Here is a 20,131-nt window from a genome sequence, read left to right as displayed (position 1 = left end):
TGAGCGAGTTATTAAGGACGAGGGGAACAAGCAACATCGCTGCTCGAACGGTAGAGTTGATCTCCGACACGCAAGGCTTTCGCTACAAAGTTCTCCGGCGGGCTATTCGGGTTCGGCCGCCGGCTCATTGAGTTCCTCTGAGATCATCATTGATGGGTCTACGCTCAGCAGTTCTTCCATTGCCTCTTCAGACAGCTTAAGCGTGAATTGAAGCCAAGCTGCATCTTTATCCCGATCGGGTTTTGAGGCGATTTTGATGGTGGTCGAGAGGGGACCTTTTTCCTTGGTCGCCGCGCCTTTGATGAGGAACCCATTGATCATTTGATCTTCATTTTTTTCTCGCAAGAAATCCGAAAGCTTGGCCGCATCTTCAGGTGTAAGAGTAGCGGGATCAACTTCTCTTAGCTTCTCAACAAGAGTATGTATGAAAGAGCGGCGGAGAAGTACACGATGTCCTTTTTGCAAGTCTCCGCGCTCAGGCAAGACTGTGGCGATTGAGCTCCCAGGCATATCTAGGATCTGTGTCGCAGTTCCATTGCCATTCTTGACACGAAGGTGCACCGTGATTTCAGCGTCAACGCCCATAGTCGGCGCGACACTGAGCCCTAGGCGAGCAAGGTCAGTCAAAGCTAAACGCTGTACCTCCTGAGCGTAAAGCGGACGAAGTGTTCCAAGATATTCAACTCCCTTAAGGACGCCTAGAGACCCCGACCCGGATACTGGAAACGTGTGAAGCGCCTTCGGATTCCATTTTAGGCTGTACGGTTTCTTCTTGTAAAAAATGAACTGATCCGCGGACGCGTTCTCTTGGTCAAAAGGACGAAGCTCGCCGTCCATGGTAAGCAGGCGCTTCACCTTTGGCCCAGTGCCGCGGGGAACCAAATCGCAATCCGGCGTTATTACGACCATTACTTTTTTCTCGCTCGGCTTGATGAACATGTCACCAAGCCGACGCCGGGCACCATCGACTTGAGGCCGTTCATCAACTCGCACTCGATGGAACAACCGAGCGATTGGAACGGAGGGGCCGTCAAAGGCCCCCTCGATCCCTTTGCTCAGCTTCGAGTCATCAATCCTGGTGAAAGACTCGCTCGACCAGTTCACAGTCTCAGCTACAACCCCGCGAAGATTTTCGCCGAATAACCACTCAAGATATTCGCCCATTTTCTCGCCCTCGGTCGCTAGCCTGAACCGGAACAGGTATGCAAAATCCTTCGGTTCCAAACTGCCTATCTGCTTGAGCACTTCCCTCAAAGCACTCTCTGCTCCGGATCTCCATTCCTTTAGAGCTCGGTGGACCACCTGGCCGAATACGTAGCCTTGGCTAGTGTCGAGAAGCGTGTCTGCTGCCTCGTTGTTGATCGTCAGATCGTTCCCGTTGAAACCTACCCAGCCTTTCCGTAAGAACCGGAAGCGAAGCGCGATAACGTTCTCGCCCAATGATTCAACGTCCTGCCGAAAGCTCTGAGCTTTATCCTTAACTTCCTCGGAAGACATCAGAACGACCGCAGGGTCTTCTTCCGGCTTTGTTTTCAAGAGTCGATTGAGCAACTGAATCGACGCCTTCCGCGCCTTTGTTTTGACTGCCGGCTTAAGGGCCTCACCAGTCGCGTCGGGACTTAAATAGTAGTCAAGGAAGACGATCTGCGGTTTAAACTGAACGAAGCGTTCTTCGCCGTCTTCGAGGCCGGATAATTCGATCGCAACATTCTCCCCGCACTTGCGAAGCAACGCGATAAGTGGATCCAACAACGCCAGAGTTAGACCTTTGCGTGTCTCGAAGCGCTTGCCAGGATCAAAGCGCGGATCTCTAGTTTCGACAAACTTTGCGTAAAGCGCACGCATTGTGCTGGCCACCGCTTCCGACCCCACATCGTTTCGGTCAATCGCGTCAGTGGTGTCGGCAAGATCTGCGTCATTGACGCCCGCATCCTTACAGGCCTCCTGGCCGTCGATACTGCCCATAAATTCCAGCAGCTCGCCCGAAATCTCATCGAACTCCGGCATGTCGTAGACATCGTCGATCAGTAGGACCCTCTGAATCTGATTCTCAGAGAACGCTTCTACAATTCGCTTTTCATGTCCCATGATATTTCCCTAGCCCATGTCCAGGACAAACATGTTCACGCGCCCACTTCGGATGCGTCCAACTGTCGAATCCATATACAACTTCCATTTGTGATATTCTGCGAGCTCGCGCGAAATGTACAAGCCCAGTCCACGACCCTGTCCTGTGGGTTTGGAAGTAACGAAGGGCTGAAATATTCGCTCCCGTCGATCTTCGGTCACACCGGGACCATTGTCCTCTATCGTTAGACTTTTCTCGTTCTCATCGAGAACGACGGTTATTTGGGGAGCGAAGCGGTCTTGGTACTTTTTTTGCTGTTTCAGCCAATAGGCTGAGTTTACAATCATATTCTCGAGGATTTGAATGACCATTCCTCTGACCGCATTTACCATGAATGGACGTTCTGGACGGCTGAACCGTACCGTGATGCCGTGTCGGTCAAATTCCTTCGCGTGATTGGACAACACGTCGTCAACCAGATCCGCAAGATTGAATTTGCTTTTTGACTGCCGCTTTTCGCCGGTTAGCTCGTCAAACGCTGCAATTCTTTTATGAAGGGTCTTAAGCTGTTCTCGGAGCGAGTCGATTGTTGATTGCCGCAAACTTCCGGCCGACAGCAGATCCATCGTATGGCCGACCGCTCGCTCAAGTTCATGGAAGATGAACTCAGTCATCAATCCGATACCGGCTAGGTAGACAAATTTCTCACGTTCCTCTTCAGCCTCAGCGATCACCTTCTCAATCCGCTCAACTAGCGTGGCCGACTGCGTCGTGAGCTGCGAAACACTCTTGCTCAGATCTGCAATCTCAGCCTTTCCATTTTCTCCGACAATTCTCCGAATTCGCTCAAGAGCATTGTTGACGCGTTCCCGACTGGCTGACACGAGTTTCGTATCTTCGTCCGCAGCCCGCCGTTCGATCAGTTCGATTTCATCGGCTTCGTTGATGAGCCCACGCATCTCAGAATGCACGACCCACAGAAGGATTTTTCGCAATGCATCTGCTGCGTCGGATTGGATTAGACCCTCCCGGTTGGTCTGCTCACTCAAAGCAGTGTGGGAAGTTTCAAGCAGGACGCGGCCAATCACTTGCTGCCGATTCAGCTTGAAGCCTGAAGATCCGAAGGCATTTTCATCCAAATCCAGCCAATCATTCGACGGGTCCCCGTACGGCAGAATGCGAAAGCCGTAGCGGTAAAGCATAGGCCCGCCGCTCCAATGCGATATTTCTCTCCGTGTATCTTGCATTTTCTCGGTGAGACCGGCCACCGCCTGAACTACCCGGCGATTGAACCAATAGATATCGCATGTGAATCGGCCGAGTGCTTCGAAGGCCGACCGGCGAACAGGGACTAATCGAAAGGCTGCATGTCCCCGCTTAGCGCGCCGCTTTACGGCTTCCTGAGCGAGCGAGTAAACGCCAGCTCCTCTCTCGTCAATGCGAATGCTCCTGTGCCTAAATCTGTAGTCGACAAAGCCGGTTACGACCGGCTCACCATCGATCATATCGAATTCTACGTGGCAGTAGGCGTGCGCGGAATCGAGTAGCTCACGGGGAATAGACGGAATGCTAATCCGTTGGCCATTGAAACGGGCGGTTAATAGTTTGTTTGCTGCGCCAGGCTCGAACGGATCGACCATGCGAGCGATGCGGCCCTGCAGAATGTCAGTGAAGCGAACTAGTGTCCAATCACTCTGCAGCGCTGAGATCAAGATCGTCGTACCGCTCTCGGATGGAGCTTCTTTACGTTCCCAGACAATTGGGTCAACGTTGATCTCTTCGATCGTTTTTTTGCTATCGTGAGAAAATAACGACCAGTCAATATCAAGAAAATTCCAATGGACTTCGCCAGATTTTGATGTTTTGACGCGGAGCCGATCACCAAGCCTCATTGCAGATAGACGGCCAATACCTTTATCTCCCAGATTTCGCGCCCCTGCCAAATTCTCAGTTCTTCGCGACCGAGTTCCTACTCGAAGAAATATATTCTTCAGATCATGCAAGGACATGCCACTTCCGGTATCTCGAACTTCAATAGTGTTCAGTTCTTGATAGCTGGAACGAAGGGAGTGGCAGAATTCATCCGCTGTACGCGCTTCACGGAGCGATTCAATCATCGCCTTCGCGCCATCGTTCTCAATATCGAGGACACAACTTTGCACGAAAGCAAGAGTCTCCTCGATCGATTTTCCTTCTTCTGTGATGCGGGCGATCGCTTCCTTGAAATCAGAGTAGGTCAGCTGAACGTTGATGAGGATCTCGACGCGTGGAGACAGGGCATCTACTGAGTTCTTGATCAGCTCATAGATGGCAACCTCGTCGGAACTTATCAGCTCCTTGCCTAACTCTAGGAGCGTTCTCGCCTCAAATGTAAAACTCACCGAACCAACTTCTCTCAATTTTGCGTAACAAGTCGCCCTTCCGCCGCTGCGGAAGCTTCTGGATCGTAGTCTATGGAGCATAACCCGTGGTTAAAGTCCGTCATTCCGAACTCTTCCGATGTCTTGTCCCTGAGATAGCTCGATGGCTTCGACGACCTCAGAGACAAACTTCTCAGATGCGAACGGAACTTGCGCGTAAATCAACCCTTGCTCACCTTCCGCTCGGACAATCATATGGCCCTTACCCAACAGTCTTTCGGCTCCACGCTCTCCGAGTGCAATCTCGGAGGTGCCCTCGGAGTCGACGCGCAGTATCAATCGGTTTCCAAGCTGAGAACGCAGTTGCATAGGCATCACATTCGCCTCAGGTCGCTGAGCCGCGAAGATTAGATGGATGCCTGCCGCACGGGCTTTAACCCCGAGCCGCCCAACAGTCGAGGCGACGGCTGCGCGGTAGTCATCCGTCAGCATCCATTCCGCAAACTCGTCATGAATGACCCAGTAGGTGGGCAGCACCTCAGCGGGCGCAGCTTTGGAGTTATAGGCAGTGATGTTAGCGACCCGCGCTTCTTTGAAGAGCCGGTAGCGCCGGTCCATCTCCAAAACCATACGTTCCAACTGGTCGACGGCAGTCTCTTGCTGGTCGATAATCCCGCCCTCCAGATGTGGGAGCGCTTCAAAGGCGAAATAGTCGACGCCCTGTTTCGGATCGATCAGCACGATCTTCGCGTGAAGTGGATCATTTGTTGCTGCAATCCCCAATATGATCGATTGCATTAGCACTGATTTTCCAGAGCCTGTGCTGCCGGCGATCAACGTATGGGGCGCGTGCCGTTGGCTAGGGGAAAGCACGAAAAGTTCGTTGTCATCCTCCCGCACTCCGATCACTAGGTTCTGGTTCCCAGTCGATGAAACTGTCGGCTTCCATCGGCTCCAAAGACTTTGGATATCCACCACCTGCCGTTGGGTGCGTGCGACATAGATTGCGATAGCACCTGGCTCTGGCCTCACGGAGATGACGTCGAGGCGATGTGTCGTCAGAAGCTCGGACCGACGCTTGAGAACCTGTTCGACGGTCAAATTTGCGCTTCCGCTGAAACGCAGGATCGCAGAATTCGGTGTCAGCTTCTGGTCAATCAGTTTCGCTTGTAGACCAAGCTGTTGAAGGGCGCTACGAGCCATCATAGCGGTGTTTGCCAACCACTCTTCATCGGCCGCCGTTTGTTTCGGGCCGGTGTCAAGGTGCCGGTCGACGATTTCTGCCACACTGCTCACCGGAGAGATAATATTGGTCACTTCTGGTTCAAGCGGATTCTCTTCACCGGGCTTTTCAGCGGGTGGTGGAGGGGCGGGCTGGCGGTCATCGCTTGCAGCGACACGTTCGGACGTTGCTCTTCTTAGGGTGCCCGGCGCATCCGATCTTGGATTGATGGTCTGGCCGGGCGTATGCGGCGCGGGCACCTTGCCGTAAATAGGGTCGATCGAGGTTAGAAGCGTATCAACGGTTTCATTCGCTATGTAGGCCATGATCAGAGCCTTGAGCTCTGATCGACCGAAGATCATCTGTCGACTAGCGGGCGCGCCGCTTACTTCGCTGAAATCTGTAACCGTGGAACCATCTAGAGCGGTCGGAACGAAGACATGACTTAGACCGACCACCTCGATCTGGGCGAGGCCATCTCTTATCCGGCGGCGCCAGTCCACTAGAGGGACATTGCTGGCGGCCGGGATTTGAATGCCGTCTAGCAGAAGATCACCCAAACGAGACAGCCATGACTCGCGATCGAGGCGATCGGGCTCAGACATGGCATCAATGATGCGGCGCATTGTGTCGCGGAGCTGCTTTTCCGATTCCTTGCGCTTCGATGGGAAGGAGACAGCATCGACATACTTCGCTTCTGTCACGATGATCCGCAAAGTCAATTGCCCACTGGTATCGATCGAGGGAGACAATGCAAGAATGTCGGCCTGTGTCTCCTCGCGGGCCCCAAGCCAACTTGCGTAGTCGTCAAGGAAATACCACCCGACAAGGCGGTCGGTCCCGAGAGACTGCCGGGCGAGGAACCGGCTCAAGACGACGCCAATGAGTTCACCGGCTGCTTCACCGCGTTTTGCAGCTCGCAACACAATGTCGCCCGAAATATCATTCGCGTCACCGATAAAGCGGTCCGCGAGTGCATCGATGTCCTCAGGCGAAAGATCGAGCTGTAGTTCCTCGAGCCGCCGGCGTACCATCGCGCGAAGGAGGGTGAGTGGGGCACGAGACGAAATCACGACGTTCCGGCCCTGTGTAGCGGACTGCTTATACCGAATGACGCGCACGCTCTGGTTCTGCAATTGGCGACGATCAAGCAATTCGTCGAAGTTGACGACCCATGCGCCCAAATCATGCGTTTCTTCGAAAATGCGGGCTGTGCGGTCGTCTCTGAAATCGAGCTGTCGGACAGGAAGCAGTCGTTTTCCGTCTTGTACATCCTCGTCATTTTTCAGGAACGCTGTGGTTGCAGACAGGAATGCCCAGCCTTCGTGACTTTGCACGGGTGAGCACAAGTAAACGCTCGATTTCAAGTCATCCATCGCGCCGGGGCGTCGGCGCGACCATCGCGCCGGCAACAGCGTCGCGAGATCAGCCGGATCAGCAGATTCCCGATACCATTCGACCGACGCATGTCGAGAAATAACGTCCTGACTGAAAACGATATCGTACGGCCGCCCGTCACGCGGATCTGGCGGCGGAGCCTGATCCGCGATGACACTTATGCGTAGTCTGGCCATGAAATCTTGCGTGATTTCGGAAGCCGCCAGTACCTCAGCGGAGCCGCTGGTACTTGTCAGAATTGATCGATAGATATCGCGAAGCCGAGTCCCGTCCGTGTGACGCAACATCACCTGACACCTGATGTCCTCGTCGTCGTTCAGTTCGCCTAGCCCGTCGACCAACTGCTGAGGAAGACGAGCTGAATCGCAATTATAGAGAACAAGCGACATATTCGCCCGTTCATGAGGATGCAGGTTTAAGTAGCGCTGCGTCAGATCAAGGAGGCAGTTCGTCCCGGCCTTTGCGTCGTCGTTTGTTTCTCCTCCTTCCGCTCCATCGAGCACAGGTCGTTCGTGAAGCGAATAGTCGCCTTGATAATCCGCCAGCGAGAGGAGCTCCGGTTTGCGGCCGCTCCATGAGACAACCACCTCCGGATAGAAGACGTGCCGCATATCTTCAGCAAGATCTCTGAAGAATAGCTTCGTATCGCCATCGAGGCCCGCGGGCCGGTCGACAATTTTGCGCACCACCTCTCGAACGAGATGAGCTTTCCGCCAGATAGCCGCGAGTCGTAGAGGGTGCCACGGCGCAACAATCGCGGCAGCGGCTCCGTCGCCAACTGGGGCCTGACCCAGCTCCAGGAGGGGGCGCAACAGCATGTCCTTGTTGCGATCGCCAGGGGCTAGGATCCGGACAAGATCAAGTAGCTCTGCATAGCTCGCAGCCTGATCGCGACACGCGGGATTAGATGCGCCCTCGATCCGAAATGACCTGATCGCGGTCTGATATCGCTCGCAGAATGACTCGAAACTTGCAGAGAGCGTCGTCGAAACGGCCGCGTCGATAAGATCCTGCTCGATCGCAGCCTTGAGATTGGCTTGCCAGATCAGACGCAAGTCACGGTCGCGTCTATAGGTTGGGACGAGCGATCCCCGATCCCGGTCATAAGCAGGGACCAGTGTCCTTACGTCTGAAAGGTCAATCGCACCGGGCCGACGGCCGGCCATTCCGGGTTCTCGGCCACATCGAAGCGCCACAAAGGCGTTGTCGCATAAGCGGTCCCAATCGTCTGTCAATTGCGACGAGATAACATCGGGTCGATACTTCCAAATGAGCTGCGCGGAGGCGACGGAGGTCCCGCCTTCGAAATCGGTGGTTTCGAGTTCCAATTGGAACCGTAACTGCAGCGCTGCCTTAGCAGTTGATCGATTGATCGCGGACTTGTCCTTGGCATCCTGCCACCCCCGTAACACGGTGGGATAGTCCATCAACGAGCCAAACTCGATTGCCACGTTCGTGCCCAGCAGCTTCTGCAGACCAGCATATCTGAGCGAGAAGAAAAGGCCGGCCTCCGTATTCAAGCTGCGGAGATCCCGCTTAGTCAGAGAGTCACACCGGATGGTTAACCTTCGCTCCACACCAACCGCTGCACGGGCGTTCAGCGTGTCCATCACCATCGCTAATCCTGATAGGAAATCCTCGGTTTCCAGCGGCCGCCCATAGATGAACTTGTCCCAGGAAGACTTAAGCTTGCGGTCTTCTCTAATTTCGTCACGGTGGCGTTCGTAGAAATCAATATCTTCAGGTTCTGGGCTGGCAGTCGTCTTTCTTCGTGCCAGAAGCTCCAGATGCTCCTCGTCGTCCTTTGATAGCAGGTCCTCGGGCCCCTCCGAATAGAAGCGTTGAGTATCTTGGCCAAGGTTGGTCTTTTCTCTAGCCAAACCTTCAAAGAGCGGCTTCACGTGCTCCCAAAGGCAGTTCGCCAAGGCCTCAGAGCCGGAATTCCAAGCAGGTCGGCTTTCGATGAAAAGCTCGACCACGGGGTGAACGATTTCAGGAATTACATCTCGTGCCTTTTCGAAGGCATCGCGCAGTTCGGACTCCGAGATGACGATTTGGTTCGGGTTTTGCTTGAGCAGATAGGGGTGGCGCTTACGGCGCAACCCGATGTATTCGCGTTTCCAAACCGATGCATGACGGCGGGACTTGTCCTTGATCCCGGCAAAGGCCGCCGGATCACGGGGAAGCTGAAGCGCTGGGAGCGCGTAACCAAGTGCTTCGATGATCGGGTAACCTTCGTCAATCACTGACTCTCGGGTCGCCACAATGTAGCGGGCGAAACGCTCAAGCGCCACAGAGCCCACTTGGCTCAGTCCCGCAAGAGACCGCTCCCACCAAGCCTTCGCATCATCAGTTAGAGCCAGCCCCGCACTTGCAGCAGATACCCATGCGGGCAACCGCTCGATCAGCTGAGCGGCTCCAATAGGCGTGACCTCATGAAGGGACATATCTTCGGCCTGTCCCTCATCCGCACTCGCGTTTGTAATGAGAAAGGCCGCTTTCTCACAATCCGCGCTCCGATAGAACGTCGCATTGCGGTCAGTTAAGATATCCTCAGGTAATGCGTGCCCGTCGAAAAGAGTACGGGGTAGCTTGATGTCGACGCGCTCGCCTAAGAAAACGTCGGCCAGCACAGCGCGTGTGACGGCAAGTGTCTGCGGAATGCTCAGACCGTCTAACAGGAATCTGGCAGTGCCGGCGGCCTCTCCACCTACATCTCCCAACTCCTCCTTGAGGATCGAGCACGCGACTTTTCCAATCAGTTCGTGGATATCCATTCTGTCGTCACATCCTGACCGAAAGCGGGTTTTCGACGTAAGCGCATGCGTCAGAAAGACGTCGCAACATACCAAGCGTTCTCAGCCGTCGCTCGAGGCGGGCTGAGTTCATTTGGAAGGATTTTCGATCAAACTCATCGTCAGACAGCACCTGCACCGCCTCGCGTTCACCGATAACGAGACCGTACCTGCGATAAAGGAGGTCCAGGAACTCGCTGTAATCCATGCGAGTTTCGACATTCGCTAGTATTAGCGACTTCAGCAGTGCGTCCGTCGGTGCATAGCGCAGCTGACTTGTCCCTCGCCGAGATACCAGTCCGGCGCCGGCGCCGTATGAGCGATGAACAGCGGCCACATGCTTACGATGCCGCGCCTGGGCGGCTCTTTTGAGATCGGCTAAGAGCTCGGCTTCGTCAGGCTGTCCGCTGTAATCGTCTTCCTCCGGCCATCGGACGCGGTCGACAAGCAAACGTCTGCAATCTGGGAACGGCGTTTCGCCAAGACGTCGGCGTTCCCACTCTTCGCTCCTGCCAATCGCGTCGATATAGGCATCGACCGCTCGCGAAGGTAGCGTGTCGTTGAGCTGGAAATTCGAAATGGACAGTTCGCGGATCGGGGTCCGTTTGGGTGCGATAATCTCACAAATAAAGTGAGGTTTCGGAGAGAAGCAATGGACCGCTGCGACGACCAGCTGGTAACGCAGCAGGTGCAACGCCGTGAGCGCCGCTAAGTGGGGGTAGGTGTCAAAACGGGGAAGGGGGCCACGTAGAAGGGACAGCCAATCCTGCGCCAGATCATCAAACGTCTCGTGTCGAGCATAGGGCAGGTAGCTGTTGCCACGCGTTGACCGGTCTTCGTCGTAGTCGGGTTCCATCAGTTGTAGGAGACGATCGCAAGGATCTCCATCCAGCATTTTTGCGATCTCTGGCGCCAGTTCAGCCGCACGCGACGAGCGGCAGAGCATCTGATAAACGAGCTCCCCTGGAAGGCCAAAGTTAATGTACTCGCGAGACGCCGTCAGGCTCAGATCTTCGTATAGCGCATGTCGCCCAAACGGGAACACGAAGCGTGACGACCAACGTTTGTTCGGCCCATTCTCGATAGTGGTGCCGCGCAACATGGACACCAGCGCCACGAAATCCGAGAACGAGTTGAACCGCTTGCGCAAGTAGGAGAAATCTCGAAGTGGAACGCCTTGTGCGCGGGTGGCCATCGCCGCCAACCATTTGTCCCAGGAAGCGCTGTCGGCAAGGTTCTCATCGGCGATCCGTAGCATCGGCTCATTGTTATAGAGGATGTTTCGGATATACATTCGCTGCGCCGGCTTAAAACGGAGCGGATACAGCTTTCCTTGGTCGTCAAGAAGGGACCGGTCCCTATCCTTTGCCTCAGCGACACCTAGGAACTCTAGGAAAATCAACCAAGGCGTTGTCGCGTCCCATAGGCGATGGCCCCAGATCTGTTCATCGATCCACATATCATTTTGCGGATGATCGTTTCGCGGAGGCGGCGGTAGGGTCTCAAGCACAATTCACCTCGATCACATCATCCACAGGTTCGCCTTCGCCATTGAGGCCAAGGATTCTGAAGCTGAGGTCAGTCGTTTCCGCCGGGGGGCGAGACCGGGAGAATGCAGCCAGAATGGCGCTTTTGAACGCGAGGATGTCCTCGTGACATTCCTTGGAGAAGCTGCCCGGCAGTGCGCCGCCGGCAACTCGCATGAGGAACTCATAGCGAACGAGGTTTAGTTTCAAGCTTGCTTCGATCCCATCGTCAATTTGGACGACTAGAGTCGGTAACGTCCCATTCCGGAGCTCGATGCGTTCGTAGCGCCGAGGGACAACGCTTATGCGTTCGATTAGGATTTGGCTGAGGCCTGCGGCCGAACCTGATAGTCCGGCCGCGATCAAAAGCTCTCGGTCGGTTGTCACCAGCATCCCCGTGAAGATCCTGTTCAGACCATTCACCAGACGTGCGGTTATGGCTCGGCTTGCTTTTCCAGTATCTTGCAGAGGCGCAACCACGTCTCGCAGAAATTCGCCCGCGTGGCGAAACACTGTGAGATCCCACAGCCTCAAATCGTCCGATTGGTCATCGCGGATCTGAAAGAAAATGGCGCGCCGTTGCGCCTGAAGGCTGGTCAAGAATGGATGTTCGCCTTCCTGCGTAGCGTCAGGACGCTCAAGATAGTCATTACGCAGCGCAGAAAGTTCATCTAGGGCTTGGGAAGAAAACGCCCCCTCTACCAAGCTTTCATAGTAGGGGCGCAGCGTTTCATCCGACGCACCAAATACAAGAATATTGTCGATCCTGTTCGTTGTCTCATCCCCGATGCCAAAGCGGTTCAGGAACTCGAAAATCTCCAAGCTTTCGCGCCGAGCGGGTGTCAGGTTCGCGCCGAAAAGATTTTGATGGATGTCCGCCAGATGAGCCCGTCCGGCGCGGATGAACGGCCGGATATCGGTCGGCGACATCAGCCGATCTTTTGCTGCTGGATGACCAAGCAACATATTTGCGATCAATAAGAGCACTCGCCGGATCGGCGTGTGAAGCTCATTCAAATCCATCAATTCAAACAACTGCCGCAAGCGCGACTTGAATTGTGGGGACGATAGAACTTCATAGTTACGCCGGATTGGGCACGCCTCAGAAAAGAAACCCTCCGTCTCTGCCTCATCATAGGCCGCCGCCCAACCCGGATGGGCGACGATGGCCTCCAGCGTCAAATCGATGATGTTCGCGCAAGAGACAGCGCTCAGGTTGAAAAAAGCGACGCCACCCTGGCTGGCCGGCTTCCCTTCGACCAGGCATGTCTCGAGGAGATCGTAGCTTTCCTTCGAAAGCGGAACCTCTGCGGCCCTCCGCCATGTGTCGAGAAGTTGCCCGTCGTTTGCTGCAACGACGAATATCCAATCTGGGTCAGGCGAAAAGAAGCTTCGGTTGACCTCCGCGAGCAGAGCATTCTTACCCTCCCAGATCCCATAAGTTCCCTGGGCAGGGAGGGCCGTCAGGTCACGAATGATGCCGACAGTTCGAACGCGACCGGCTATTTCCGAAGAGATCTCCTGATAGATCTCGTTGGCAGTCCACTCGTCAGAGCTTCCGCCCAGTTCGGTCCACAGGCGGCCACAGAGCCGGCTCTTTCCGTCGCCCGCCGTTCCAGTCAAAATAATGGAGCGAGCTCGTTCCGCCGATTTCGAGACAGCCGCAAAAAGATCCACCTCAAGCGGATGCGCGAAATCTAAAGCCTCGACATCGTATCGCCGGGCAGAGCGGCGGATCTGCTCGTCGTACATATTGTCATTTCTTGAGATCGGTCCGTACTGTCGTAAGAAGCGAACCCATCGGCCCCCCAGCCCACTCATCCTCTCGCCCTCGAAACCCCTTCGCTGTTCGATATCCGACCGACCCCTTTCGATCGCTAATCTACAACTACATCTTTATATTGAGCATACAAGGCAACCGTCGCGCAAATGGCTATCGTCTTCAACCTCCAAACCACCGAGGGTTTCGACGAGTGACAACGATTTCCTATTGGCCCTCTTCTTCGCTTGAGCCTTTTCCCAATCTGATTTGATCTTTGCGACGCGCTCCGGCTTTGCGAGGTCACGCAAGGGTTCATTCTGGCACCAGAAAAACTGCTCACCAAACTGAACTGCACGCTCCTCATATTCCATTGCGAGGTCGAAATACGTCGGATGGGTTTCCAACAGACGCACCCATTCGATCTTCTGCTGATAGAAGCAGAAATAGCATCCTGACCGGGACCGGCCCCAATCCATATATGGTGGCAGACCCAGCCCGGAGTCTTCCAAGATCGCTATTATGTCTGCCCGTACCAAGCCGTCGTCTTGAAATGGGTAAACGGCTAAGATGTTAGGTTTGGTGCTGATGTAACCGGTTCTGTTTTCGTCCGCACGAAGGCCAACGTAGTTGATGACTGGCCCGTCACCGACATAAGCTTCGAACGGCTTAAGCTTTAGCATCTTGGTGCACCACCTGCGGTGGTTCGACGGGAGCATCCCGCGATAAACGGTCAGCCAGTGATCAAAGCTGTCTGTCGGGGTGGTGCGAACGATCGGCTTGCCCAGAATTGCTTCCAGACGCCCGATATAGTCGTACGTTTCCGGAAGCTCTTTGTCCGTATCGTGGAAAATGTATTCAATTTCCGGAACGCGGTCGCGAAGGTATATAGCGAGCGCCGCGCTATCTTTGCCTCCGGAAAGGCTCAAGATATGTCGCGGCTGCTCCGACCCGAACGATGAAAAAATCTGAGATGCATAGTCAGTTGTCATTCTGCGTCCTCACACCTGCTGCGCCAGAGCCTTTTTCCTCTGTGAAAGTTTCCCTGGTGCGGGCTAGCTCTTGCCAGAGGAGGCTGGCAAGAACTTGAATTCGTTGCGCGTCACCCTGTGGCAACCATTCCGTGAAGGTTTCCATTTTTTTCTGGTCCGCAGCGTCAAGATCGACCGGATGAAGGACACGAACGAGGTCTCTTCCGTCACCGCGCGTTAGATTCAGACGTATCGCTTCCGTATTTGGGCGGTCCTCCGACGTGGAGAATGCTGTACTCTCGACCTTCGCAAAAAGCTCAGCCAATGCAGCAATCTCTTCGATGAACCTGGCTTCGTCCCCAGGCATCCAGCGGGCAGGAGGCTTCGCCACCACAAAACTTGCCAGCGACTCCGCCCAAGCTTCGTCATGCAGGGCGGGATCCCGTAGTCGAAGCGCAAACGCGCGGAGACGCGGTTCGCGGGCGGCGAGTGACACGCGAGCACCTCGAGACGCCAACGCGACACGATCGAATTTTTCTGGGTCCTGACCGGCCGCTTCGCACGTTCTTTTCACGATGCGGGCTATGAGTTCTGCATAGGTGTTCTGAAGTTCTTGAACCGCATCTGTAAAGCGGCTGATGAACTCTTCAACGGAACTCTCATCGGCTTCATCAATGCGAAAGATCGGAAGGCCGCAGGCGTTGGGCAGGTCCGCAAACAAAAGCGTCGCCGGTTCGCGCGCAGATAGGAGTACGTCGCGCACGGCGAGTGTCGTCGGCGACAAGCCTTTTGACTTTCGGGTGTATTCAGGGAGTTTTGCCGCAAACTGGCAGAGCTCAGTCACGACGTCTAGCAGAACCGGTTGGCGGCCCTCGATGCCCGATGCAAAGAGGTTTGCGAGGCGGGTAAATACGTGCGAGCGCACACCTTCGACACTGCAATGCTGAATATCGAAGGTTTGTGGCGCCTTGATCAGGCGCAGGAATTCCATAGCGCCGAATCTCGGAAGGAAGGTGCCGTTTTCGTAGAGAGCGAGCTCATGGCCATGCACTTTGACCACTACTGCCAACAGAATTGGAGCCAATCCATCACGCACACCATATGGCCGATTTGATAGTCGGCTAAAGATGTCGGTGATAGCAATCCTGCAACCTTTGCCAGCCCTCACCATTCTGACGATTTCGGCCAAGCTTGGTTCAAGATGTAGCGGATCATTCGAGGCTTGGGGAATCCGCAACGTGAAGGTCTCGCCATCCGCCACATGCAGTGCACCCTTCTGAAGTACTGAAAGGTACATCGATTTTTCAGGCGGGGACTTGCGCTCGTCCATCCCAAGGAATGGCAGCTCCGGTGCCTTGAACAGGCCCTCGATCAAACGCATCCGCGCAGAGGCCGCGGCACTGCTGAGGACATTGCGATTTACAAGCTCGTTCGTGACCTTCGGGCTCAGCGGATAGAGATCAGTGCAGAGCTGAGAAACGATCCTTGGTAGGTTGCCGGTCGCGTCAAAATTTTTACCTCCATAGATCCATTCCATGCCCCTCTTGGCATCAATCCTGGTCAACTCGGTGAACTGCGCAACCAGTGCCTGGCGCGACCGCGCGACCTGACGTTTGACCTCAGCGGATGCGAAATCGTCGCTTGATAAGTCAGGTGTGTTCGCCTCGACCCAACGCCAAACCAGCACGTCGCGGAGGTAGGAGGCGAGTTGCCAGACAGGGGGCGGCACGGCGACCAATATAGCAGGATTTTCAGCCACAACGGGGATGCCGGCGATATCCCGTGCAACCTGCTGCTGATCTTTTCGGTCAGCAAGCGCCACAACGATGAGACCATCTGCGTTTGTTGGCTTGCTGGTTGCCTTGCCGACGTCTTCAGTGGTGGCGTATCTCAGCTCAAAATACCGCATTGTTCCGGTTTCGAGATAATGGCGACGCGCAAGTACCATCTCGCCATCCAAGATCACAGAGAGAGCCGGCGCAACGGCTTCGACCTCGCCAACCGCTCGCCTGGCGGCATTCACGGATGCCGTTAAATTGATACTTGAGCTCGGCCAAAGGCGGAACGCCCCTGAACCACCGCGCTCGAACAAGAGGCCGTCCCGAACAAGATTGTCGATAGCTGCGCCCACAGCGCCGGATTCTGACAAACAAGCGTCGATTGTCTTGATTGTCGGAAGCAAGTCGTCGGAGTCGAGCAAGTTGAGCAGCCCTACCGTCTTCAGGACCTTCAGTTCAACAGGGTCGATTCCAACACAGTTGTCGATCGTCGCCACGATGCGAAGCCACTGGTTCTGAAAGTTTCCCGCCGACACGCGATGTCCAAATGACGCGCGGACGTAGTCGTAGAAGCGCGCGGCATCGAACCAGCCTTCACCAACCTCCGTCGAGGCTGAGAATGCCTGCAGCGCCATTGGCTCGCTCGAAAGGAGAAAGCCGAACAAAGATCGTTCACTCTGGCCGAAATGCGAAAAGAACCTGACCATCATCGGAAGAAGAGCAGGATGCAATGGATAGAACCGGGCCGGGTCAATAGCGAATCCGCGTCCGCCGAGCCAGCCAACCTGACCCGCCTTCTCAAGAGCTGAGTTCGCTTGATTTCTTACGAGAGCCGGGAGGGCGCCTTCATCCACACCAAGCGCCCCGGCGACCAGAGCCGCGGAATGAACCAGCGGCTGATCGAACACGATCTCCTCAAAACGTCCAGCGACTTTGTCCCACTCATGGCGAAGCGCGAGCGGGAGGCGTTCGGCATAAGCCTGGAAGCCCTGATGCAGAATACCGACAAGCAAGAAGGGGCTGGCGTTGCTACGAGCCGCCATCTCGGCCAGTCGCTGCAGCGCGAAGACATCTTCCTGATCGGGATTCAATGCCGCATGCTCGAGGAGTTTTCCCAACTCATCGATGATCAGCAGCAATCCGACGTCTCGGTTGGCGGTTCGCTTGGTCATCAGAGATATAAGCTGTTCCAGCGAGCGGACGCAGCCGGTTGTTTCACAAGCTTCCAACGCCGCTTCAACCTGCGCATCAAGCAAGTCGGCGCAGGCTGAGTGAATGACGGCCTCTCGAATCGCGCGAGCGACGGCACTTGGGATACTTTCTCGGCTTCCTGTAACCAGGATCGGCAGGAAGCGTCGATCATCGTTATCCGCGCGCCAACCTATTGCCTCGGCGACGCGTTTGGAGTCTTTCCCCGACGGATCGGCCAAGAGTCGAGCCAACACCAGCGCCATGGACGACTTTCCGACGCCATAGTCGCCTGTGATACGCCAAGCCCGACGCTTCGAGCCCCGGCGGACGCTCGAGAGGATCTGGTGCAGCGCGTCGGCCATGGGCGGCGTGACAATGTAATTCTCGAGCGCAGATGCGTCCAAGAAGTCTTTTTCCAGTTGGACTGATCGAAGGAATCGACCAGGGATCGAGAAAATTTCGGTGATTGTCGCAGCGCCCGGCTCAGCCATCGATGTTTGCCTCGTTCGCATAAATTGTCCGCGCGTCGGCCTTGATCGGGGCTTCGCGCGTCAACAGCCCCTGAATGGCTGATGGGCGATAGGTGAAGCCGTGTCGGCCGTCGAGAGAAAGGCTCTCAAGCCGAGCACGAACGTCTTCTTCTGGGAGTTTGAATGACTGCCCGGGCGCACCTGCCGCAGAGAGAAGGTGTCGAACAGGGATTGTCTTTTCACCGGGCGCTGTTCGTTCCCAATAATCAAGAACAGCGTAAGCAAAGAGATCATTGGTGATATCCGCCTTGGGCTCCTTCCGGAAGGCGTACACAGCCTCCCAACGTCCACCTTCGCCACGGCGTTCACCGGTCTGTTGCAAGAGGCGCAACTCGACAAGTGGGCCATCCAGAGAGTCCTCTATCCCCGCTCTCGAGCCGCGTGCTGGGAGATAGGTGTGCAAGAAGACGTCCAGGTGCTGGCTCAGGGTAATTTCGGAATGGGAATGCCCTAGGCGCTGAGATTGCCGGGCGAATGCTGTGAGCGCCTCAGACCGAGAAAACTCAGCGTACGGCCACGCGCCCAGCAAGTAGTACCACGCGAAAATAGCTGGGGTCGCAGACGAGGAGAGGTTCCAGTGTAGAAGCCATAGTGTTCTGCTGTCTTCCAGATACGGGTCGAAGCCGTTCTCTCCAAATATAACGTGTCCGAGCCCCGAAATCTCGTGCGTGCGGTCAGTGGTGGGATGGGCGATACCCATCGCGTCAACCCAGAAACGCAGCGCACGAACCATGTTCTTGCCGATGCCAAGCTCAACCATCGCAGCATCTTCGTTGTAGAAGATGCTGGAGTCTCCAACGATTGCTCGGTACGCCTTCGGCAGCCACGCGTAGCGGCATGCAAAGGTTTCGTGCCCCGAAAACCGATAGCCTGGCTGACCCTCGGTGGCGGATATGTCAAACATCGATGACCCCGGATAATGAATTACGAACATCGTTGATGGCGCTTGCTATTTCGATGGCAGCACGCTCAACGTCGTCAGCTGTCGTTGTGCGGCCCAATCCGATCCGCAGGCAGCTTTCGATTTGAGAATTGGGCAATCCCATCGCCCTGAGCACGTGCGATGGCTCCTGCGCTCCAGTATTGCAAGCTGAGCCAGTCGAAATTGACACCTTGCCCCGAAGACGGCTCAAAACCACATCGTTGGGCGCCCCAGGTGCTGAAACGTGAAGGTTATGAGGCAGGCGGTTCACTTCGTCCCCATTCACTATCAGGCCGGGAACCAGTTCACATAAGCGATCTTGCAACGAATCCCTCAGCTTCGAGAGTCGGACAGTTTCTGCCTCTCCTTCAAGCTCCATGAGCTCGCATGCGAAACCTAACGCGGCGATACCGCTAACGTTGGGCGTGGGATGATGCGCTCCTTGGAGGCCAAATACCGACGAATGATCAAAAATCGGAGAGATGAGCGCGCCTGTTCCCTTGGGGCCGTAGATCTTATGACCGCTCAATATGACATAGGACGCGCCAAGTTCTCCTAGGTTCAAAGGCAGACGCCCGATTGCTTGGGTGGCGTCAACCAGCGTATCTGCACCGTGTACGTTCGCTTTGCGAACGATTGTGTCGATGGGATAAACAGTCCCTACCTCGTTGTTGGCGGACATAACGCAAACGAGGTCGACACCTTCCTTCAGGATGCGCCGATAGCTCTCCAAGTCGAGTTGAGCTTTGGCATCGATCTCGATCCACGATGTATGAGCCAATCCTAAGCGCTCGGCACGCAAGGCAGTATCGATGACAGCCTTGTGCTCCGCACGGCTTATCGCAATTCGGAGTGGCCCACGATGGTTCGAGATTGAATGGGCAATCGCGAGCTGGATCGCCTCAGTGGAACCGGAGGTGAAGGAAACGTCGTCGGGCTCCGCTCGCAACAGCTGCGCGACCCTGTCTTTCGACTGCGCGACGGCGGACGCTGCACGCTCACCATGGATGTTTTCAACGCCGTTCGCATTCCCGAACTCTTCGACCATCATGCGAACCGCGACCTCAGCCACCCGAGGATCAACAGGGGTAGTTGCATGGTGATCAAAGTAAAGCCCGGTACCCTTGGGTCGCAGTGGCAAATTTTGCACTAAAGCGTGTTCATTCATCGAAGGTGGCCCTAATTGAGCCAGGACCCGCATCGGACGGGGTTCGGACCTTAATTTCAACGTCGCAACCTAGCTGCACCAGCCAGCGCAAAAGCTGGTCAGTGCTTGCGATATCGCTACGCCCAGACAAAACCTTTGAAAGTGTCGGTTGATCGGTTGAGCAAAGCTTGGCGGTTCGAGTTTGGCTTAGGCCAGTATCCGCCATAACACGGGCTAGGATGCCTCGAAGGTCTGTGCGGACGACCGGTGCCACATCTGGCGTAGAGAGAAGAACGGCATTTGTGGCAGAATTCCTCATGCTCGGCCCTAGGTTGATTCGCTTATTTTGATTATGGAAAATTTTCCATAGGAACCGCAAGCTGAGTTCGGTCGTGTGGCAATGCAGCTCACAACTATTTGTGAGTCACCTCGGGGTGGTAACTAAACAATTGAGAGTTGAATAG

The 20,131-nt window shown here is 55.3% G+C and carries 10 protein-coding genes; all 10 read right to left on the bottom strand.

What is annotated here, in order from left to right:
* Positions 1 to 102: 102 nt before the first annotated feature.
* The gene (locus BHMPCIPO_RS24800) at positions 103 to 2,088 is read right to left on the bottom strand and encodes a hypothetical protein (RefSeq protein ID WP_173519403.1); all 1,986 of its coding nucleotides are present in this window, start codon (positions 2,086 to 2,088) and stop codon (positions 103 to 105) included.
* Positions 2,089 to 2,097: 9 nt separating this feature from the next.
* Positions 2,098 to 4,449, bottom strand: a complete 2,352-nt coding sequence (locus tag BHMPCIPO_RS24795) for a sensor histidine kinase (protein ID WP_173519402.1) — start codon at positions 4,447 to 4,449, stop codon at positions 2,098 to 2,100.
* A gap of 90 nt (positions 4,450 to 4,539) precedes the next feature.
* On the bottom strand, positions 4,540 to 9,825 hold the full coding sequence (locus BHMPCIPO_RS24790) for an FtsK/SpoIIIE domain-containing protein (RefSeq protein WP_173519401.1): 5,286 nt from the start codon (positions 9,823 to 9,825) through the stop codon (positions 4,540 to 4,542).
* A 7-nt stretch (positions 9,826 to 9,832) separates the two neighbouring features.
* Positions 9,833 to 11,137 (bottom strand): methylation-associated defense system protein MAD7 family protein, encoded by a 1,305-nt coding sequence (locus tag BHMPCIPO_RS24785; RefSeq protein WP_210266643.1) that lies wholly within the window; start codon positions 11,135 to 11,137, stop codon positions 9,833 to 9,835.
* Between the two features lie 208 nt (positions 11,138 to 11,345).
* Positions 11,346 to 13,121, bottom strand: a complete 1,776-nt coding sequence (locus BHMPCIPO_RS24780; protein WP_210266642.1) for a hypothetical protein — start codon at positions 13,119 to 13,121, stop codon at positions 11,346 to 11,348.
* A 144-nt stretch (positions 13,122 to 13,265) separates the two neighbouring features.
* Positions 13,266 to 14,120, bottom strand: a complete 855-nt coding sequence (locus BHMPCIPO_RS24775; RefSeq protein WP_173519398.1) for a phosphoadenosine phosphosulfate reductase family protein — start codon at positions 14,118 to 14,120, stop codon at positions 13,266 to 13,268.
* Positions 14,110 to 17,559 (bottom strand): DUF6079 family protein, encoded by a 3,450-nt coding sequence (locus tag BHMPCIPO_RS24770; protein ID WP_173519397.1) that lies wholly within the window; start codon positions 17,557 to 17,559, stop codon positions 14,110 to 14,112. The genes BHMPCIPO_RS24775 and BHMPCIPO_RS24770 overlap by 11 nt, the downstream gene beginning before the upstream one ends.
* Positions 17,552 to 18,502: a DUF4007 family protein gene (locus BHMPCIPO_RS24765; protein ID WP_173519396.1), complete on the bottom strand. Its 951-nt coding sequence runs from the start codon at positions 18,500 to 18,502 to the stop codon at positions 17,552 to 17,554. Before BHMPCIPO_RS24765 ends, BHMPCIPO_RS24770 begins: the two co-directional genes overlap by 8 nt.
* Positions 18,495 to 19,688 (bottom strand): cysteine desulfurase family protein, encoded by a 1,194-nt coding sequence (locus tag BHMPCIPO_RS24760; protein ID WP_173519395.1) that lies wholly within the window; start codon positions 19,686 to 19,688, stop codon positions 18,495 to 18,497. Before BHMPCIPO_RS24760 ends, BHMPCIPO_RS24765 begins: the two co-directional genes overlap by 8 nt.
* Positions 19,681 to 19,986 (bottom strand): XRE family transcriptional regulator, encoded by a 306-nt coding sequence (locus tag BHMPCIPO_RS33915; protein WP_376741695.1) that lies wholly within the window; start codon positions 19,984 to 19,986, stop codon positions 19,681 to 19,683. The genes BHMPCIPO_RS24760 and BHMPCIPO_RS33915 overlap by 8 nt, the downstream gene beginning before the upstream one ends.
* Positions 19,987 to 20,131 lie beyond the last annotated feature (145 nt).

The organism is Ensifer sesbaniae, assembly GCF_013283665.1.
In the GTDB taxonomy this organism is placed as follows: Bacteria; Pseudomonadota; Alphaproteobacteria; order Rhizobiales; family Rhizobiaceae; genus Ensifer; species Ensifer sesbaniae.
Note: the sequence above shows the minus strand (reverse complement) of the source record. Positions and strands in the feature narration are given on the sequence as shown.